The 16,827-nt window shown below is 69.5% G+C and carries 19 protein-coding genes, 2 tRNA genes and 1 pseudogene; 6 read left to right on the top strand and 16 right to left on the bottom strand.

Translation table 11 applies throughout. From position 1 onward, the window contains the following. Window positions 1–48 precede the first annotated feature (48 nt). The 7 genes from HNR00_RS06880 to HNR00_RS06850 all read right to left on the bottom strand — a co-directional run bounded on the left by HNR00_RS06880 (window position 49) and on the right by HNR00_RS06850 (window position 5,746). Window positions 49–1,452: a pyruvate dehydrogenase complex dihydrolipoamide acetyltransferase gene (locus tag HNR00_RS06880; RefSeq protein WP_183566916.1), complete on the bottom strand. Its 1,404-nt coding sequence runs from the start codon at window positions 1,450–1,452 to the stop codon at window positions 49–51. A gap of 3 nt (window positions 1,453–1,455) precedes the next feature. Next, window positions 1,456–2,031, bottom strand: coding sequence for a Uma2 family endonuclease (locus tag HNR00_RS06875; RefSeq protein WP_183566914.1), 576 nt, complete (start codon window positions 2,029–2,031; stop codon window positions 1,456–1,458). Window positions 2,032–2,114: 83 nt separating this feature from the next. Beyond that, window positions 2,115–2,393 carry a DUF5076 domain-containing protein gene (locus HNR00_RS06870; protein WP_183566913.1) on the bottom strand — a complete coding sequence of 93 codons (279 nt, stop codon included), beginning with the start codon at window positions 2,391–2,393 and terminating at the stop codon, window positions 2,115–2,117. Beyond that, entirely contained in the window at window positions 2,394–3,842 is a 1,449-nt protein-coding gene (locus HNR00_RS06865) for a pyruvate dehydrogenase complex E1 component subunit beta (RefSeq protein WP_183566911.1), read from the bottom strand. 131 nt (window positions 3,843–3,973) lie between these two features. Continuing rightward, complete coding sequence (pdhA, locus tag HNR00_RS06860; protein WP_183566909.1) at window positions 3,974–5,023, bottom strand: pyruvate dehydrogenase (acetyl-transferring) E1 component subunit alpha; 1,050 nt, start codon at window positions 5,021–5,023, stop codon at window positions 3,974–3,976. Between the two features lie 188 nt (window positions 5,024–5,211). Continuing rightward, window positions 5,212–5,523: an FtsB family cell division protein gene (locus HNR00_RS06855; protein ID WP_183566907.1), complete on the bottom strand. Its 312-nt coding sequence runs from the start codon at window positions 5,521–5,523 to the stop codon at window positions 5,212–5,214. A 79-nt stretch (window positions 5,524–5,602) separates the two neighbouring features. Next, entirely contained in the window at window positions 5,603–5,746 is a 144-nt protein-coding gene (locus HNR00_RS06850) for a hypothetical protein (protein ID WP_183566905.1), read from the bottom strand. 147 nt (window positions 5,747–5,893) lie between these two features. On the opposite strand from HNR00_RS06850, the gene HNR00_RS06845 reads away from it, so the two are divergent. Both HNR00_RS06845 and HNR00_RS06840 read left to right on the top strand, forming a co-directional pair. After that, window positions 5,894–6,295, top strand: a complete 402-nt coding sequence (locus HNR00_RS06845) for a calcium-binding protein (protein ID WP_183566903.1) — start codon at window positions 5,894–5,896, stop codon at window positions 6,293–6,295. Continuing rightward, window positions 6,292–6,927 carry a calcium-binding protein gene (locus HNR00_RS06840; protein ID WP_183566900.1) on the top strand — a complete coding sequence of 212 codons (636 nt, stop codon included), beginning with the start codon at window positions 6,292–6,294 and terminating at the stop codon, window positions 6,925–6,927. Before HNR00_RS06845 ends, HNR00_RS06840 begins: the two co-directional genes overlap by 4 nt. Before the next feature lie 78 nt (window positions 6,928–7,005). On the opposite strand, the gene eno is transcribed toward HNR00_RS06840, so the two are convergent. Beyond that, window positions 7,006–8,295, bottom strand: coding sequence for a phosphopyruvate hydratase (gene eno / locus HNR00_RS06835; RefSeq protein WP_183566898.1), 1,290 nt, complete (start codon window positions 8,293–8,295; stop codon window positions 7,006–7,008). Between the two features lie 337 nt (window positions 8,296–8,632). Between eno and queF the strand changes: the two genes are divergently transcribed. Beyond that, the gene (gene queF / locus HNR00_RS06830) at window positions 8,633–9,094 is read left to right on the top strand and encodes a preQ(1) synthase (RefSeq protein WP_183566895.1); all 462 of its coding nucleotides are present in this window, start codon (window positions 8,633–8,635) and stop codon (window positions 9,092–9,094) included. Between the two features lie 83 nt (window positions 9,095–9,177). On the opposite strand, the gene HNR00_RS06825 is transcribed toward queF, so the two are convergent. From HNR00_RS06825 to HNR00_RS06810, 4 genes are all read right to left on the bottom strand, one after another. Continuing rightward, window positions 9,178–9,513: a hypothetical protein gene (locus tag HNR00_RS06825; protein ID WP_183566892.1), complete on the bottom strand. Its 336-nt coding sequence runs from the start codon at window positions 9,511–9,513 to the stop codon at window positions 9,178–9,180. A 194-nt stretch (window positions 9,514–9,707) separates the two neighbouring features. Continuing rightward, window positions 9,708–10,571, bottom strand: coding sequence for a 3-deoxy-8-phosphooctulonate synthase (gene kdsA / locus HNR00_RS06820; RefSeq protein WP_183566889.1), 864 nt, complete (start codon window positions 10,569–10,571; stop codon window positions 9,708–9,710). Between the two features lie 9 nt (window positions 10,572–10,580). Then, window positions 10,581–11,099: a hypothetical protein gene (locus HNR00_RS06815; RefSeq protein ID WP_183566886.1), complete on the bottom strand. Its 519-nt coding sequence runs from the start codon at window positions 11,097–11,099 to the stop codon at window positions 10,581–10,583. Between the two features lie 42 nt (window positions 11,100–11,141). Continuing rightward, entirely contained in the window at window positions 11,142–12,977 is a 1,836-nt protein-coding gene (locus HNR00_RS06810; RefSeq protein ID WP_183566883.1) for a chloride channel protein, read from the bottom strand. Between the two features lie 144 nt (window positions 12,978–13,121). Here HNR00_RS06810 and HNR00_RS06805 point away from each other — a divergent pair. Further along, window positions 13,122–13,198: transfer RNA gene (locus HNR00_RS06805), tRNA-His, on the top strand. 106 nt (window positions 13,199–13,304) lie between these two features. Here the strand turns inward: HNR00_RS06805 and HNR00_RS06800 are convergent. After that, the gene (locus tag HNR00_RS06800) at window positions 13,305–13,463 is read right to left on the bottom strand and encodes a hypothetical protein (protein WP_183566880.1); all 159 of its coding nucleotides are present in this window, start codon (window positions 13,461–13,463) and stop codon (window positions 13,305–13,307) included. 62 nt (window positions 13,464–13,525) lie between these two features. Between HNR00_RS06800 and HNR00_RS25475 the strand changes: the two are divergent. Beyond that, window positions 13,526–13,669 (top strand): annotated as a pseudogene (locus HNR00_RS25475) (IS3 family transposase); the annotation flags it as partial. Between the two features lie 242 nt (window positions 13,670–13,911). On the opposite strand, the gene HNR00_RS06795 reads toward HNR00_RS25475, so the two are convergent. Then, window positions 13,912–13,987 (bottom strand) — tRNA-Lys (locus HNR00_RS06795). A 283-nt stretch (window positions 13,988–14,270) separates the two neighbouring features. On the opposite strand from HNR00_RS06795, the gene HNR00_RS06790 reads away from it, so the two are divergent. Further along, window positions 14,271–14,528, top strand: coding sequence for a hypothetical protein (locus HNR00_RS06790; protein WP_183566878.1), 258 nt, complete (start codon window positions 14,271–14,273; stop codon window positions 14,526–14,528). 4 nt (window positions 14,529–14,532) lie between these two features. On the opposite strand, the gene tgt is transcribed toward HNR00_RS06790, so the two are convergent. Together tgt and queA are read right to left on the bottom strand one after the other, a co-directional pair. Then, on the bottom strand, window positions 14,533–15,684 hold the full coding sequence (tgt, locus tag HNR00_RS06785; protein ID WP_183566875.1) for a tRNA guanosine(34) transglycosylase Tgt: 1,152 nt from the start codon (window positions 15,682–15,684) through the stop codon (window positions 14,533–14,535). A 14-nt stretch (window positions 15,685–15,698) separates the two neighbouring features. Then, window positions 15,699–16,799: a tRNA preQ1(34) S-adenosylmethionine ribosyltransferase-isomerase QueA gene (gene queA / locus HNR00_RS06780; RefSeq protein WP_183566872.1), complete on the bottom strand. Its 1,101-nt coding sequence runs from the start codon at window positions 16,797–16,799 to the stop codon at window positions 15,699–15,701. Between the last annotated feature and the right edge of the window lie 28 nt (window positions 16,800–16,827).

Raw genomic sequence — 16,827 nt, 5'->3', positions numbered from 1 at the left:
CCTCCGGCTCCTCCCCGCAAGGGGGAGGAGAGATCGCCGCGGTGCTCGTCACACCAGCATCCCCATCGGGTTCTCGATCAGTCCCTTGAACGCCGAGATCAGCTCGGCGCCGAGCGCGCCGTCGAGGACGCGGTGGTCGCAGGAGAGGGTGCAGGTCATGGCCTGCACCACCGCCGGGGCGCCGTCCTTGACGACGACGCGCTTCTCGCCCGCGCCGACCGCGAGGATGGTCGATTGCGGCGGGTTGATCACCGCGGTGAAGTGCTTGATGCCGAACATGCCGAGGTTCGACACCGAGGTGACGCCGCCCTGGTACTCTTCCGGCTTCAGCTTTTTGGCGCGTGCGCGTCCGGCAAAATCCTTCATCTCGTTCGAGATGGCGGACAACGTCTTCTGGTCGGCCTTGCGGATCACCGGCGTGAACAGGCCGCCGTCGATAGCCACCGCCACGCCCACCTCGGCGTGCTTGAAGCGCAGGATGCGGTCCTCGGCCCAGACGGCGTTGGCCGCCGGCACGCGGGTGAGCGCGAGGCCCATCGCCTTGATGACGAAGTCGTTGACCGAGAGCTTGAACAGCGGCTTGCCGTCCTTGTCCTTGCCGGACGAGGCGTTCAGCGTCTCGCGCAGCTTCATCAGCGCGTCGAGTTCGCAATCGACCGTGAGGTAGAAGTGCGGGGCGACCTGCATCGCCTCGGTGAGGCGCTTGGCGATGGTCTTGCGCATGCCGTCGAGCGGCACTTCCTCGTAGGCGCCCTTCTCGTAGAAGCCCTTGACCTGCTCCAGGCTGAGGCCCGCCGGGGCGCCGGCCGCGGCCTTCGGAGCCGGCGCGGGTGCCTTGGCGGCGGGGGCCTCGGCGGCCTTCGCGGGAGCGGCGCCGGCCTTGGCGGTGCCGCCCTCGATCGCGGCCTGGACGTCCTTGGCGATCACCCGGCCGTGCGGGCCGGAGCCCTTGACCGCGGCGATATCGACGCCGCCCTGCTTGGCGATGCGGCGGGCGAGCGGCGAGGAGAACACGCGGCCGCCGGCCTCGGCCGGATGGGCCGTGCCGCCGGGCTTGGCGCCCTCGGGCGCGGTGTCGACGCGGGCGTAAGCAGCATGCGCCCCGTCCGGCGCGGCGTTCTCGTCGGGGGTGCCCTTCGGCTCGACCGGCGCGGTCTTGGCGCCCGACGCAGCGCCGCCAGCGGGCGCCTGGATGCCTTTCGGGTCTTCCCCCTCCTCGGCGATCAGCGCGATCAGCTCGTTGACCGGCACGTCGGCCGTGCCCTCGGCCACCAAAATCTTGGCGAGCACGCCCTCGTCGACCGCCTCGACCTCCATGGTGGCTTTGTCGGTCTCGATCTCGGCGATCACGTCGCCGGACTTGATCGCGTCGCCCTCCTTCTTCAGCCACTTGGCGAGGTTGCCCTTCTCCATGGTCGGCGAGAGGGCGGGCATCAGGACGTTGATCGGCATGTCTCAGGCCTCGGGCGAAGCGAAGGGAAACAAATCGTCGAGCGGAAACTGAACCGCATCGAAGGGCGGGGCGGCGACGGTCTCGCCGCGCGCCGCGGTGGCGGTCAGCAGCCACTGCCCGGCGGTGAGGGTGAAGCTTTCGAGGACGCCGTCCGCGAGATCGAGCAGCCAGAGATGGCCGACCCCAGCCTCCGCGTAGATGCGCCGCTTCGGCCCCCGGTCGAGCCGTGCAGTCGAGGGCGAGAGGATTTCGCAGACCCAATCCGGCGGGGTCTCGATGTAGGCGGTCTCCGGCTCGGTCCGCATCCGCTCCAGACGCCAACCAGCGACGTCGGGCGCCACGACATGGGGGCCGAGATGAAGCTCGGGCTCAATCATGAAAATCCAGCCACCCGGTCCGCCGCGGCCAAGGCCGAACGGGGGTTCGAGTTCGCCGGATAGTCGCGACGCCGCCGCCACATGCCGAGGACGCGGCCTCGGATGCGTCTCAAGCACCCCATCCACAATCTCGGCCACCAGATGCTCGGGCACGGCTTCGAGATCGGCATAGGTGGCGCGGCGGGGGGCGGCTTCGGCCATGGTCACGGCCTCCGCTGGGCCGGCACGAGGGAAGGGCGGATTTTTTCTGCGTCGGGGCGTTCCATCGCGTCGCCGGCCCGTGGCTAATTGAGGGTGTTGCCGGGATCGAGGCTCTCGGCCTCCCAGCCGGCGCGGATGCGCTCGAAGGCCTCCTCCTCGGACATCTCCGATTCCAGCGCGTAGGTGCGGGCGGCCTGCCGCGCGAGATCGAGGAAGAGCCGGCCCCAGGTCGCCGGGTCGTCGAAGGCGCGCCGGAGCGCCACGCTGACGGCACCATCGACGATGGAGGCCCGCACGATCTCGATCCCGCCCTGTTCCAGGGCGTCGGGCGGAACCTCCAGCTCTTCGAACGTGTCCGACATCTACTTGTAGCAGACCGCCTTGGCCGCCTCGATCACCTCGGCGACGTTGGGCAGGGCGAGCTTTTCCAGGTTGGCCGCGTAGGGCATCGGCACGTCCTTGCCGGTGACCCGCAGGACGGGGGCGTCGAGATAGTCGAAGGCATCGACCATCAGGCGCGCGGCGATCTCGGCGCCGATGCCCGACTGCGGAAAACCTTCCTCGACGGTGACGCAGCGGCCGGTCTTCTTCACGGACTCGACGATCGTGTCCGAGTCCATCGGGCGGATGGTGCGCAGGTCGATCACCTCGGCCTCGATGCCCTGCTCGGCCAGCGCCTGCGCCGCCTTGAGGGCGTAGGTCATGCCGATCGAGAAGGAGACGATGGTCACATCCGTGCCGGGGCGGTGGATGCGCGCCTTGCCGATCGGCAGGACGAGGTCGTCGATCTTCGGCACCGGGAACGACTGGCCGTAGAGGATCTCGTTCTCGAGGAAGATGATCGGGTTCGGGTCGCGGATCGCGGCCTTGAGCAGGCCCTTGGCGTCGGAGGCCGTGTAGGGGGCGATCACCTTGAGGCCCGGCACGTTCGAGTACCACGCGGAATAGTCGTGGCTGTGCTGGGCGCCGACGCGGGCCGCCGCGCCGTTGGGGCCGCGGAACACGATCGGGCAGCCGAGCTGGCCGCCCGACATGTAGAGGGTCTTGGCCGCCGAGTTGATGATGTGGTCGATTGCCTGCATGGCGAAGTTGAAGGTCATGAACTCGACGATGGGCTTGAGGCCCATGAACGCCGCGCCGACGCCGATACCGGCGAAGCCATGCTCGGTGATCGGGGTGTCGACCACGCGCCGCGCGCCGAATTCCTGCAGCAGACCCTGCGTGATCTTGTAGGCGCCCTGATACTCGGCGACCTCCTCGCCCATCACCATGACCATCTCGTCCCGGCGCATCTCTTCCGCCATGGCGTCGCGCAACGCCTCGCGCACGCTCTGCGTCTCCATCGGGGAGTCCGGCGGGAACTCGTCCATGACGGGGGCGCTGGCGGTGTTCTTGATGATCGCGGGCGCGGCCGGGGCGCGGGGGGCGTCGTCGCCGGTCTTGGCGGTGGCGGCGGACTTGTCCGCCATGCCTTCCGCGTCCATGTCCGGCGTCGGGGCGGCGGCGCCCTTGTCGGCGCCGTTCGGCTTGCCCTTGCCGCCGCTCGCGGCCGCGGCCGACACGTCCTCGCCCTCGGCGGCGATGATCGCGATGGGCGTGTTGACCGCCACGTTCTCGGTGCCGTCCGGCACGAGGATCTTGGCGAGCACGCCCTCGTCGATCGCCTCGACCTCCATGGTCGCCTTGTCGGTCTCGATCTCGGCCAGCACGTCGCCGGACTTGATCGCGTCGCCCTCCTTCTTGAGCCACTTGGCGAGCTTTCCCTCCTCCATGGTCGGAGAGAGGGCGGGCATCAGGATGTCGGTCGCCATGGCGCTGCTCTATCGATCCTTCGTCCGGGACGTCGGAGGCGGGCTTCGCGTTTCCGCGGCGGGCAAGTCCCGCCGCCGGAGCGAAGCCGGCCCATGCGCCCCCAGAGTCCTGCGAGGAGGGTGTTCGCGCCTCAGGCGCGGGCTTCGAGCAAGATGTCGGTCCAGAGCTCGGACGGATCGGGCTCGGGATCGTGGGTCGCGAAATCGGCGGATTCGTTGACGATCTCGCGGACCTTGGCGTCGATGCCCTTCAGGTCGGCCTCCGGCACGCCGTGCGCCTCGATCAGGCGCTTGCGCACCATCTCGATCGGGTCGTGCTCGTCGCGCATCTTCGAGACCTCGTCCTTGGTCCGGTACTTGGCCGGGTCGGACATCGAGTGGCCGCGGTAGCGGTAGGTCTGCATCTCGAGGATGTAGGGGCCCTCGCCCGAGCGGGCGTGATGGATGGCGCGGGCCGCCGCCTCGCGGACGGTGCGCACGTCCATGCCGTCGACCTGCTCGCCGGGGATGCCGAAGGAGAGGCCGCGCTTGGAGAAATCGGTCTGCGCCGAGGCGCGGGCGACCGAGGTGCCCATGGCGTAGCGGTTGTTCTCGATGACGTAGACGACCGGCAGCTTCCACAGAGCCGCCATGTTGAAGCTCTCGTAGACCTGGCCCTGGTTGGCCGCGCCGTCGCCCATATAGGTGAAGCTGACCTTGCCGTTCTTCAGGTAGGCGTCGGCGAAGGCCAGCCCCGTGCCGAGCGAGACCTGCGCGCCGACGATGCCGTGACCGCCGAAGAACTGCTTTTCGCGGCTGAACATGTGCATCGAGCCGCCCTTGCCGCGGGAATAGCCGCCGCGGCGTCCGGTCAGCTCGGCCATCACGCCCTTGGCCTCCATGCCGCAGGCCAGCATGTGGCCGTGGTCGCGGTAGCCGGTGATGTTCTGGTCGCCGTCCTCGCCGGCCATCTGCATGCCGACGACGACCGCTTCCTGACCAATGTACAAGTGACAGAAGCCGCCGATCAGGCCCATACCGTAGAGCTGGCCGGCCTTCTCCTCGAAGCGGCGGATGAGGAGCATCTCACGATAGGCGTGGAGGTCCTCGTCCTTGGTGAATTGCGGAATATTCGGTGCGGGCTGGTGCTGCGGCGCCTCCGCGCTCGCGGCGGGCTTCCCCGCCTCGTTGCCTGCATCCATCGGCGACCTCCCGAACTCGATCTGTTGGCTCGGGTTCTAGGCCAGCCGATTTCGGAAAGCGAGGGCGCGACTGACAGCGGAGAGGCGCTGTCACCGCGACGCTTGAACCTGCCCCGACTAAGCAAGGATAAGCTTCGAAAGCGTCGCCTTTCGACAAGAAAAACTTGGGACTCAGATCAGGATTCGCCTCACGGATCGATGATCACGAGGTCGTTGGCGTGGACGCGGCCGAGCACGACGCGGGCGCGCTCTTCCAGGAGATCGCGGTCGATCTGCTCGCTGCGCAACAGGGAGACGCGGTGCTCCCAGGTCGCCCGCTCGGCCTTGGCGGCGGCGAGGTCCCGGTTCAGGCCGTAGGCCTCGATCTTGAGCGCCCGCTTCGCCTCCAGGCCGCGGCTGCCGCTCTCGGCCTGATGCACGAAGTATCCGACGACGAGCGCGGAGACCGTCCAGAGGACGGCGGGGACGACGATGGCGCGGACGCGGCGGCGGATGACCATGGCGACGGCAGGATCGCGCGACAGGGTGACCAAAGGGTTAAGAGACCGCCCTCGACACCGGAAAGGATGTCGGGCCGGATCAAACCAGAATCGGCGCATCGGCCGAAGCAACCTGAAAGAGCTTTCCAGAATTGCGCTGCGCTTCAGGTTGCATAACTGCATCCTGTTCTCGCGCCATGCCAAATTGTTTTTCCTGCCGGCTGCGGTGCAGGAAAAAATTCACATATTAGTGCCCGCATCGCTGTCTGCCAACTGTGATTTTTGCAATATTGAATAAATTCGCACAATAAGAAGGCGGTTGAAATCAATTTCATAATCAATAATATTGCGCCCATCGCGCTTCACAACAAATTTGAACCGGGAGGACACCATGGCAAAGATCAAGGCGACGGGCAGAGTTCTCAAAGGAACCGACGTCGTCGACGAGCTGTTCGGCAACGCCTTGGGCAACACCATCCAAGGCTTCAATGGTAAGGACAAAATCTACGGCGCCGCCGGGTCCGATATTCTTTATGGCGGCCTCGGCCGTGACAAGCTCTACGGCGGGTCCGGGTCCGGTCCGAGCGACGACACATCGGCGGATAGGCTCTACGGCGAGGACGGCAGCGACGAGCTCTACGGCAATGGCGGCGACGACGTCCTCGTCGGCGGTCGTGATGCCGACACCCTGTTCGGAGGCGATGGAAACGATACCCTCGTCGGCGGCAGCAGCCGAAACGACACCACGGATTTCAGCAAAGACATCTCGACGGCGGCAACGGCGACGACGTGATCTACGGCGGCGCGGGCGGCGACAACGTTCTCGGCGGACGCGGCAACGACACGATCCACGGTGGGGCCGACACCGACACCCTCTATGGCGGGCTCGGCAACGACACGATCTACGGCGGCTCGGGCCAATACGATTCGGCCGAGACGGGGCGCGACCGTCTCTACGGCGGCGACGGCAACGACAAGCTCTACGGCAACGGGAACGGGGACTGGCTTTACGGCGATGTCGGCGACGATGTGCTCTACGGGGGCGAAGGGAACGATACCCTGAGCGGCGGCAAGGGCCGGGATGTGCTGCACGGCGGCCCGGGCCGGGACGACATGACGGGCGGCGCGGGCGCGGACCTGTTCGTCATCTACGACGAGCCGCAGGCCGGGACCGAGACGATCACCGATTTCAACTTCCGCGAGGGCGACCGCATCGACGTGAGGGCACTCGGCACCTCGGAGCTGTTCAAGCAGAACGGCATCGAGCCGTACCAGCTCCACGGCAAGACGGGGCAGATCTCCTACCGGGAATCGTCGGGCGGGACGACGATCTACCTCCAGACCGACCAGGACGCCGGCAGCAAGCACCCGATCTTCCTCGCCGACGTCCACGAGAAGCCCGATCTCGGCTGGTTCATCCTCTGAAGCGCGCCGGGCCTTGAGGGCCGGCAGATCATTGACCGGTCCTGGGAGCGATCACCGCCCCCAGGACTGTGCCGGGGTTCAGCGCCCGGCGAGCTGGCGGATCGCGCCGCGGCCGGCGTAGAGCGCCTGGGCGCCCAGGCCCTCCTCGATGCGGATGAGCTGGTTGTACTTGGCCAATCTGTCCGAGCGGGCGAGCGAGCCGGTCTTGATCTGCCCGCAATTCGTCGCGACCGCGAGGTCGGCGATGGTCGAGTCCTCGGTCTCGCCGGAGCGGTGGGACATCACCGCCGTGTAGCCGGCGCGCTGGGCCATATCGACGGCGGCCAGCGTCTCGGTGAGCGAGCCGATCTGGTTGACCTTCACCAGGATCGAGTTGCCGGTGCCGGTCTCGATGCCGCGCGACAGGCGCTCGACATTGGTGACGAACAGGTCGTCGCCGACGAGCTGGACCCGGTTGCCGATCCGGTCGGTCAGCAGCTTCCAGCCCTCCCAGTCGTCCTCGGACATGCCGTCCTCGATCGAGAGGATCGGGTAGGCCTCGCTCAGCTTGGCGAGGTAATCGACCTGTTGCTCGATCGAGCGGGTCTGGCCCTCGCCCTCGTAACGGTAGGCGCCGTCCTTGAAGAACTCGGTCGCGGCGCAGTCGAGCGCCAGCACGATGTCGGCGCCCGGCTTGAAGCCCGCGGCCTGGACCGATTCCATGACGAAGTCGAGCGCGGCCTCGGCCGAGGGCAGGTTCGGGGCGAAGCCGCCCTCGTCGCCGACATTGGTGTTGTGGCCGGCCTTCTTCAGGGCGCTCTTGAGGGTGTGGAAGATCTCCGCGCCCATCCGCACCGCCTCGGACAGCGATGAGGCGCCGACCGGCATCACCATGAATTCCTGGAAGTCGATCGGGTTGTCGGCATGCGCGCCGCCGTTGACGATGTTCATCATCGGCACCGGCAGGACGCGGCCCTGGACGCCGCCGACATAGCGGTAGAGCGGCAGGCCCGCGGTCTCGGCGGCGGCCTTGGCGACGGCGAGCGAGACGCCGAGGATCGCGTTGGCGCCCAGCCGGGCCTTGTTGGGGGTGCCGTCCAGCGCGATCATCGCCTCGTCGACCGCGACCTGATCCTCGGCATCCATGCCGCCGATGGCGTCGAGGATCTCGGTCTGCACGGCCTCGACCGCCTTGAGCACGCCCTTGCCGTTGTAGCGACCCTTGTCGCCGTCGCGCAGCTCCACCGCCTCGTGCGCGCCGGTCGAGGCGCCCGAGGGCACGGCCGCGCGGCCGAAGGAGCCGTCCTCGAGGAGGACATCGACCTCGACGGTCGGGTTGCCCCGGCTGTCGAGAATCTCGCGGGCGGCGATGTTGGTGATCGCGGTCATGGGCGCTCCTTCGGTTGCGTCGCGGCGCGCCGTCCGCACGGGCTCCCGGCCCGACGCATCGGCGACGCTCTCCGAGGCGGGCTTATCCGTCAACGCAACGGCGTGGGCAAGCGCCTGCAAGCGCGTGGCGCGTCGGTGCGTTGGGTGGTCGCCGGCATTAGGAAAAGCCGATGCGGCGCCAGGACCTTGAGTAAGGATTTGGATACGATATCCAAGGCGATGGCCGCGCCGTGCCGTCGCATCGACGGCGACCGATGGGCCATGTTCGGAGGTTCGCGAGGCCGGCATTCGCCCGCGGTGCTAGGCGAGAGGCGGCGCCCGCGCTTATAGCGCCCGCATGACGAAGATCGAAGACCACGCCAAGCAACTCGGCCGGCAGACGCCGATGCCCGAATCGCCCGAGGCGGCGCAGCTCGACCGCGTGCCCAATCCGCATGCCGACACGGATTACCTGGCGCGCTTCACCGCGCCGGAATTCACCTCGCTCTGCCCGGTCACCGGGCAGCCGGACTTCGCCACGCTGGTGATCGACTACGTGCCGGATCGCTGGCTGGTCGAATCGAAGTCGCTCAAGCTCTATCTCGGCGCCTTCCGCAACCACGGCGCCTTCCACGAGGATTGCACCGTCGGCATCGGCCGGCGACTGGTCGGCCTGCTCGAACCGCGCTGGCTGCGGATCGGCGGCTACTGGTATCCGCGTGGCGGCATCCCGATCGACGTGTTCTGGCAGAGCGGGGCGCCGCTCCAGAGCGTCTGGCTGCCGGACCAGGGCGTCGCGCCCTATCGCGGCCGCGGCTGATTATCTGGGATTCTTTTGGATTCCGTGCACGAAAAAGGGCGGCCGATCGCTCGGCCGCCCTCTCTCAAACCCTATGGAACGGCTCAGTAGCCGCCGTAGCCGTAGGCCGGACGGCCATAGCCGCCACCGTAGCCGTAGGCGGGACGACGGTAGCCGTCGCGGTAATAGGCGTCACGGGCCGCACCGGCGGCGATCGCGCCGGCCGCGAGGCCCGCGATGCCGAGGCCGACGGCTGCGCCGGTGCCGATGCCACGGCGGCGCCCGCCGTAATAGGCACCACGGCCGTAGCCGCCGCCGTGATAGCCGCCGCCATTGTGGTGATGGCCCCAGCCGCGACCGGGCCGCGCATCGGCCGAGGTCGTCGCGGTCAGCGTGCCGACGGAGAGAAGGGCGGCGGTGACGAGTGCGAGCTTGCGCATGGTATCCTTTCGATCTGGCGACGGATTGAGGGGCAGAACGTCCAGCTTGACTGAAAGTTCCGTTTCACTCCTGCGGCCTTCTTGGCTCGATCCGCCCGTCGCGCTCATGAATTGATCGGACGATACTATCCGCGCGACCTGAACTGAACCTGAAGCCGGTGTGGCTCAAGCCTCGGCCGAGCCGCAAGGACGCCTCAGGCCGAATCGCGCGTGGCCTTGGCGAGCCGGTCGAACGCCATCAACGTCTCGATCAGTTCCGGCAGTCGCTTGAGCGGCACCATGTTCGGCCCATCGGAGGGCGCTCGATCGGGATCGGGATGGGTCTCGATGAATACGCCGGCCACGCCGACCGCGACCGCCGCGCGGGCCAGCACGCCGACGAATTCCCGCTGCCCTCCGGAGGTCGCGCCCTGGCCGCCGGGCTGCTGCACCGAATGGGTCGCATCGAACACCACCGGCGCCCCGCCCGTCACCTGCGCCATGATCGGCAGGGCGCGCATGTCGGAGACGAGGGTGTTGTAGCCGAACGAGGCGCCGCGCTCGCTGACGATGACGTTCGGGTTGCCGGCCTGCGTCACCTTGGCGGCGACGTGCTTCATGTCCCAGGGCGCCAGGAACTGCCCCTTCTTGACGTTGACGACCCGCCCCGTCGCGGCGGCGGCGAGCAGCAGATCGGTCTGGCGGCAGAGGAAGGCCGGGATCTGGAGGATGTCGACGGCCTGCGCCGCGCGGGCGCATTGTTCGGCCTCGTGCACGTCGGTGAGCACCGGCAGGCCCAGGGATTCGCGGATCTCGGCGAAGACCGGCAGCGCCTCGTCGAGGCCGACGCCGCGGGCCGTGGCGCCGGAGGTGCGGTTGGCCTTGTCGAAGGACGACTTGAAGACGAGGCCGATGCCGAGGCGGGCGGCCATCTCCTTCAGCGCCGCGGCGACCTCGAGGGCGTGGCCGCGCCCCTCCAGCTGGCAGGGCCCGGCGATCAGCGCCAGCGGCAGGTGGTTGGCGAAGGCGACAGCGCCGGCGCGGACGACGGGGCCGGGGGCAGAAGCGGAATCGGTCATGGCCGCCCTCTAGCCCGCGCTCGCGGCGGCGGGAAGGCCGGCCTTGCGGCGCAAGCCGCGCCACGGACGGTCGGCGGCGACGCGGCAGAGGGTGCCAATTCCGAACCCGTCCGGGCGATCACCGGGATCGCAGCGGATCACGGCGCCGCCGACGCGGCCGAGCTGCGGCATGCCGGTGAGCAGGCTGTCCCGATGCAGCCGCCGGGTCAGGATCTCGACCGGCTCCTCCGGCGCCCCGGTCAGCGCCCGCGCGGCCTGCCCGATCAGGACGAAAGTGGCGCCCGGCGGCTCGCGCCGCTCCGAGCGGAACAGGAGCCGCCGCGGCGTCGCGCAATCGAGGCTGAAGCGGTCGGCATCGGCGGCGCGGAACACCACGAGCGCCCCGCTGCGCCCGACCAGCGAGGCCCCCGTCGCCCGGATCAGCCGGACGGTCAAGCCGTCGCAGGACTCGGCTCGCGCCGGACCGGCAAGGAAGAGGGCGGCAAGGTGGAAGCCGACGAGGCCGGTCGCGAGGTCGCGCAGATGCATGGCTCCGCTCCTATCACGTCGCCGGGGCGAGCGAACCTCGCCTCACGCGGCCTCGCCGAGCACGGCGCGGCGCTGCCGGTCGAGTTCGTCGCTGTAGCGCTTGAGCGTGTGGCTCTCGGTCAGGAGCCCGATCACCCGGCGGCTATCGGCCCCGTCGAGCACCGCCAGCGCCTCGCTCTCGGCATTGTCGAAGGCCTCCGCCGCCTGCTTGGCGTTCATGTCGGCGAGCAGGAACGCATCGGCGTAGCGGGCGATGTCGGCGAGGCGGGACGGGCCGCCCTCCTCCGCCGCCCGAGCATGCGCCTCGGGCACGACCACGATGCCGGCATAGCGGTCGCGCTCGTCCACCACCACGACCCGCGAGGGCGAGCCGAGGGGATGCGCCCGCAGGAAGGTGGCCATCGGCGTGTCGAGGGGGACGGGCCGGATGTCCCGCCGCATCATCCGCCCCACCGTCAGGCTGCGGATCCAGCCGACGTCGTGGGCGCTGCGGATCGATTCGCCGCGCAGGTGGAAGCGCCAGGTGGCGAAGGAGTAGCCGAAGGTCTTGCGCACGGTCAGCGAGGAGGCGATCACCGCCGCCAGCACGAGGGCGGTGACCGGGAAGCTGCCGGTCATCTCCAGCGCCAGGAAGGTCATGGTGAGCGGCCCGCCGACGATGGCGACCGCGAAGGCGCTCATGCCGATCACCGCGTAGCCGACGGGCGCGAGCCCGAACGCTTCGAAGCCCGGCCAGACCAGCGGCGCTCCTTGCGCGAACAGGCGCCCGACGAGGGCGCCGAGGAACAGCGAGGCGAAGAACAGGCCGCCGCGGAAGCCCGAGCCGATCGACACCGCCGAGGCCGCTGCCTTGGCCACGATCAGGCCCGCCAGGGCGAGGGCGGTCATCGCCGCCTCGGGGGCGAGCTGGACGTGAAGGGCGCCGTGGCCGCCCGAGAGCACCTGCGGCGTGGTCGCGAGCGCCAGCACGCCGACGCAGAGCCCCCCGAGTGCCGGCCGCAGCGGCGCGGGCAGCCGCGTCGCCCGGAAGGCGCCTTCCACCAGCGTGACCCCCCGCATGAGCACGACGCCGAGTCCGGCGCAGACGAGGCCGAGCGCCAAGCAGGGCAGCGTGTCGGCGGCATCGAGGACACCGGCCTTGCTGAGCGTGAGCGCGCCGACATCGATCAGGGCCGCATGCGGCGCCAATGCGCGGACGACGAGGCTGCCGCACAGGGCCGCGACCACGACGGGGGCAAGCGTCGCGATGGTGTAGGTGCCGATGACGAGTTCGTAGGCGTAGAAGGCGCCGGTGAGCGGCGAGCCGAACGCCGCCGCGATCGCCGCCGCCGAACCGCAGCCCACCAGCGTGCGCAGGTCCGAGCGGCGCATCTCGAAGGCGATCCCGAGCCGCGAGGCGATGCCGGCCGCGATCTGGGTGAAGCCCGCCTCCAGCCCGACCGAGGCGCCGCTCCCGTTCGAGACGACGTTCTGGGCCGCGACCTCCACGGAATCGCGCAGCGACATGCGCCCGCCATGCAGCGCGTTGGCCTCGATCGGATCGATGGCGGCCCGGCGCTTGCGCCCGCGCCCGACGGCGAGGAGCAGCAGGCCGAGGGCGATCCCGCCGAGCGCCGGCCCCAGGAAGGGTAAGCCCCACACGCCCTCGGGCGGCAGCGCCGGCAGGCCGCTCAGCCGCTCGCCCGCGGGCAGGCGATACAGCGCCTCCCGCAGCCACTGGGCGGCCCCGCTCATCCCCGCGACGGCGAGGCCGCCGATGCAGCCGGTCACGGCGGCGAGCAGCACCAGCGCGACCTCGCTGCCCCGCACCCATCCCCGCAGAAGCGACGGAACCGGCACGAGCCGGCCCCGGCCGGCGGGCGGAAGCGGCGGGCTCATCGCGGGCAGGGGTAACGGGCGGGCATCATGCGCCCGCGGTCTAGCATCCGCACGCGCCCGGCGCGATGCGGGAACGCCATGCGGGGAGAAGCCGCGACGAGGCGCTTGAAATGCCGCGAGCCCCGCGATAAGTCCCCCTCGCGTGCCGCCGTAGCTCAGTTGGTTAGAGCACTAGATTGTGGATCTAGGGGTCCCCCGTTCGAGCCGGGGCGGTGGTACCATTCTTTTCAGGGACTTAGCCGGGGTCTGGCCGATGGGTCTGGCCCCGGTTTGCCCTTTGGTTTCCATCCCCTTGCGGGGCGGTGGTCTTCCGGCTTCGCGATCGCGCTACGCTCGCCGGTGATCGTCGCGATCTCCGGCACCGGGCAGCCCCGCCTCGGCGAGCATCGTCACCGAGGTGCCGCGCAGGTTGTGGAAATAGAGACCGGCGGCGATTTCGGCCGCCTTGGCCGTCTCTGCCCCTGTCGCGTGGAAGTTGCGCTTCAACCAGGCTCACCCGGACGGCATGGTCAGGATCTTCGGTGAGTGCCGCGGCGCTGCGTCCGGGGCGGCGCGCAGCGCTGAAGGTCCCCAGCCGACATGGACCCCGAAGCCGGCTCCGGCTCATCGACGGCTCGTGCGTGCCATCACGACCCCCTCGCCGCCACGACGTTTGGCGCTTCGGCTTCGTGCAGGCTCAGACGCAGGATGGGCTGCGACCTGTACCGCTTGCCGCGCATCCTCGGGCGCTCCGGCCTCCAGATGAAAGCCCGGTACGGGCACCTCGCGTCGAGGACCTGCACGAGGAGATCAGAAGGGTTGCACAGGACCGGCCACAGGAGCGTCTGATCCAATCGTCCGAGAACGCCGAAAGGAATCATCGATCGGAGGCCCAGGGACGCTGAACGCCTACCTGACACAAAGGATGGGATCGTTCGACAAGCCCGAGTGAGCATGGTGAGCGCGCTGGGACTCGAACCCAGGACCTACAGATTAAAAGTCCGTTGCTCTACCAACTGAGCTACGCGCTCGCACGGCGTCGCCGGACCGTCCGGTGCAGCCGGGGCGGGCGTTGTGCGTGGCTCGCAATAGGGGGTCGGGGCGGGAGGGTCAACACGGGGAGAGGCGATCTCACAGCAAGCGCCCGGTCGGGCGTCGGCGGCGTGGATCGGCCGACCGGGCCGGCCGGTGCGCAGGCGTCCGGAGCATGCACGTGAGACGCTGAGGCACCTGCCATGCAATGGTCGCACTCTCGTCCAGATCGGAGCGTCTACCCTCCCCGGCCCGGCCGGACCGGGCGCAGGAGACCCCTTGATGATCGGACGCACCCTCTTCGCCCTCCTCCTCACCTCCGGCGCGGCGCTTGCCGCCCCCGCCGCGACCCAGCCGGTCGATCGCGACGCCCTGCGGCAGCACTGCACCGGCGATTACCTGAGCTTCTGCGGCGATTTCGCGCCCGACAGCGCGGAAGTGCGCGCCTGCTTCAAGACCAACAAGGCCAAGCTCTCGCCCGGCTGTCAGGCGGCGATCACCAGCTACACCAAGGCCCAGAAGCGCGCCGATCTTCGCTGACGCGTCAAGCCTTCTGCGCGGCCTCGGCGCGGGCCCAGCCCTCCTTCGTCCCGGCGACGAAATCGGCCAGGCGCCCCTCCGCGATGGCCGCCCGCATGCCCGCCATCAGCGCCTGATAGTAGGCGAGGTTGTTCCACGTCAGAAGCATCATCCCCAGGATCTCGTCCGAGCGGACGAGGTGGTGGAGATAGGCGCGGGAATAGTCGCGGGCCGCCGGGCAGTCGGAGGCCTCGTCCAGCGGGCGCGCGTCCTCGGCGTGGCGGGCGTTGCGCAGGTTGATCCGGCCGTGGCGGGTATAGGCGAGGCCGTGGCGCCCGGCCCGTGTCGGCATCACGCAGTCGAACATGTCGATGCCGCGGGTCACCGACTGCATCAGGTCGTCGGGCGTGCCGACGCCCATGAGGTAGCGCGGCTTGTCCGTCGGCAGGTGCGGCTCCACCGTCTCGATCATGGCGAGCATCACCGCCTGCGGCTCGCCGACCGCCAGCCCGCCGATGGCGTAGCCCTTCAGGCCGAGATCGGTCAGCGCCCGCGCGCTCTCGACCCGCAATTCGGGCACGTCGCCGCCCTGGACGATGCCGAACAGCGCCTTGCCCGGCTGCTCGCCGAAGGCGACCCGGCAGCGCTCGGCCCAGCGGAGCGACAGGTGCATCGCCTTCCCGATCGCCGCGTGGTCGGCGGGCAGGCGCACGCATTCGTCGAGCTGCATCTGAATGTCGGAGCCGAGCAGCCCTTGGATCTCGATGGAGCGCTCCGGGCTCATCCGGTGGGCCGAGCCGTCGACATGGGAGCGGAAGGTGACGCCGTCCTCGTCGATTTTTCGCAGCGCCGAGAGCGACATCACCTGGAAGCCACCGGAATCGGTGAGGATCGGGCCGTCCCAGCGCATGAATTCGTGAAGGCCGCCGAGGCGGGCCATCCGCTCCGGGCCGGGGCGCAGCATCAGGTGATAGGTGTTGCCGAGCACCACGTCGGCGCCCAGCTCCCGCACCTGTTGTGGATACATCGCCTTGACCGTCGCCGCCGTGCCCACCGGCATGAAGGCTGGCGTGCGAATGGTGCCCCGCGGCATGGAGATGGCGCCGGTGCGGGCCTGCCCGTCGCGGGCGTGGACCGCAAAGCGGAAATCGGGGCTGGTCGAGCGCGGGTCTGTCATCTTTTCCCAAGGACTCACGGAGCGGGGGGCGGCGCCGGAAACAGCAGGCTCGCATCGCCGTAGGAGTAGAAGCGGTAGCCGCTCGAAATCGCGTGCGCGTAGGCCGCGCGCATCGTGTCGAGCCCGGCGAACGCGCTCACCAGCATGAACAGGGTCGAGCGCGGCAGGTGGAAGTTCGTCACCAGCGCATCGACGGCGCGGAAGCGGTAGCCCGGCGTGATGAAGATCTCGGTGGCGCCGACGAACGGGCGGATCGTGCCGTCGGGGTCGGCCGCGCTCTCCAGCAGGCGCAGTGCCGTGGTGCCGACCGCGACGACACGGCCGCCGCTCGCACGCGCCGTGTTGAGGCGCTCCGCCGTGGCCGCGTCGATCGTGCCGATCTCGGCATGCATGCGGTGGTCGGCGGTGTCGTCGGCCTTCACGGGCAGGAAGGTGCCGGCCCCGACATGCAGGGTGACGTGAGCGCGCCCGATCCCCGCTCGGTCGATGGCGTCCAACAAAGAATCCGAAAAGTGCAGGCCGGCGGTGGGGGCCGCGACCGCACCGGGCTCGCGGGCATAGACGGTCTGGTAGTCGGTTGCGTCCTGGGCGTCGGTGGCGCGCTTGCCAGCGATGTAGGGCGGCAGCGGCAGGGCTCCGAGCGCCATGATGGCCTCGTCGAGGGCCGGCCCGGCGAGGTCGAAGCGTAAGGTCACCTCGCCCCCCTCCCCCTTGGCCTCGACGGACGCCTCCAGGCCTGTCAGGGCGCAGACCTCGCCCGTCCCCTCCCCCACGGGGCCGAAGCGGATGCGGTCTGCGACCGCCAGCCGCTTGGCCGGGCGGGCGAAGGCGCGCCAGCGATCCGGCGCCTCGCGCAGGTGGAGCATCGCCTCGCAACGCTGGCCGGTGCCTCCGGCGCGGTGGCGGATGCCGGACAGGCGAGCGGGGATCACGCGGGTGTCGTTGAAGACCAGCACGTCGCCCGGCGCCAGCAGTCCCGGCAGATCGCGCACGCCGCGGTCGAGCGGCGCCGCGCCCGGCCGCACCACGAGCAGGCGGCTCGCGTCGCGCGGGCTCGCCGGGCGCAGCGCGATCCGCTCCTCGGGGAGATCGAAGTCGAACAGGTCCACGCGCATGGAAGCGGCTTTGCCGCGGATGCGGCCG

The organism is Methylorubrum rhodinum, from assembly GCF_014199935.1.
GTDB classification, from domain to species: domain Bacteria; phylum Pseudomonadota; class Alphaproteobacteria; order Rhizobiales; family Beijerinckiaceae; genus Methylobacterium; species Methylobacterium rhodinum.
This window is presented reverse-complemented; position numbering and strand designations above follow the sequence as displayed.

Coding starts and splice junctions, on each gene's coding strand:
- HNR00_RS06815 (WP_183566886.1), bottom strand. CDS start 11,099: ATGCATCTGCGCGACCTCGCGACCGGCCTCGTCGGCTTCCACCTTGCC.
- pdhA (WP_183566909.1), bottom strand. CDS start 5,023: ATGGATGCAGGCAACGAGGCGGGGAAGCCCGCCGCGAGCGCGGAGGCG.
- HNR00_RS06865 (WP_183566911.1), bottom strand. CDS start 3,842: ATGGCGACCGACATCCTGATGCCCGCCCTCTCTCCGACCATGGAGGAG.
- HNR00_RS06845 (WP_183566903.1), top strand. CDS start 5,894: ATGGCAAAGATCAAGGCGACGGGCAGAGTTCTCAAAGGAACCGACGTC.
- queF (WP_183566895.1), top strand. CDS start 8,633: ATGACGAAGATCGAAGACCACGCCAAGCAACTCGGCCGGCAGACGCCG.
- HNR00_RS06875 (WP_183566914.1), bottom strand. CDS start 2,031: ATGGCCGAAGCCGCCCCCCGCCGCGCCACCTATGCCGATCTCGAAGCC.
- HNR00_RS06855 (WP_183566907.1), bottom strand. CDS start 5,523: ATGGTCATCCGCCGCCGCGTCCGCGCCATCGTCGTCCCCGCCGTCCTC.
- HNR00_RS06825 (WP_183566892.1), bottom strand. CDS start 9,513: ATGCGCAAGCTCGCACTCGTCACCGCCGCCCTTCTCTCCGTCGGCACG.
- HNR00_RS06870 (WP_183566913.1), bottom strand. CDS start 2,393: ATGTCGGACACGTTCGAAGAGCTGGAGGTTCCGCCCGACGCCCTGGAA.
- eno (WP_183566898.1), bottom strand. CDS start 8,295: ATGACCGCGATCACCAACATCGCCGCCCGCGAGATTCTCGACAGCCGG.
- kdsA (WP_183566889.1), bottom strand. CDS start 10,571: ATGACCGATTCCGCTTCTGCCCCCGGCCCCGTCGTCCGCGCCGGCGCT.
- HNR00_RS06810 (WP_183566883.1), bottom strand. CDS start 12,977: ATGAGCCCGCCGCTTCCGCCCGCCGGCCGGGGCCGGCTCGTGCCGGTT.
- HNR00_RS06880 (WP_183566916.1), bottom strand. CDS start 1,452: ATGCCGATCAACGTCCTGATGCCCGCCCTCTCGCCGACCATGGAGAAG.
- tgt (WP_183566875.1), bottom strand. CDS start 15,684: ATGACAGACCCGCGCTCGACCAGCCCCGATTTCCGCTTTGCGGTCCAC.
- HNR00_RS06790 (WP_183566878.1), top strand. CDS start 14,271: ATGATCGGACGCACCCTCTTCGCCCTCCTCCTCACCTCCGGCGCGGCG.
- queA (WP_183566872.1), bottom strand. CDS start 16,799: ATGCGCGTGGACCTGTTCGACTTCGATCTCCCCGAGGAGCGGATCGCG.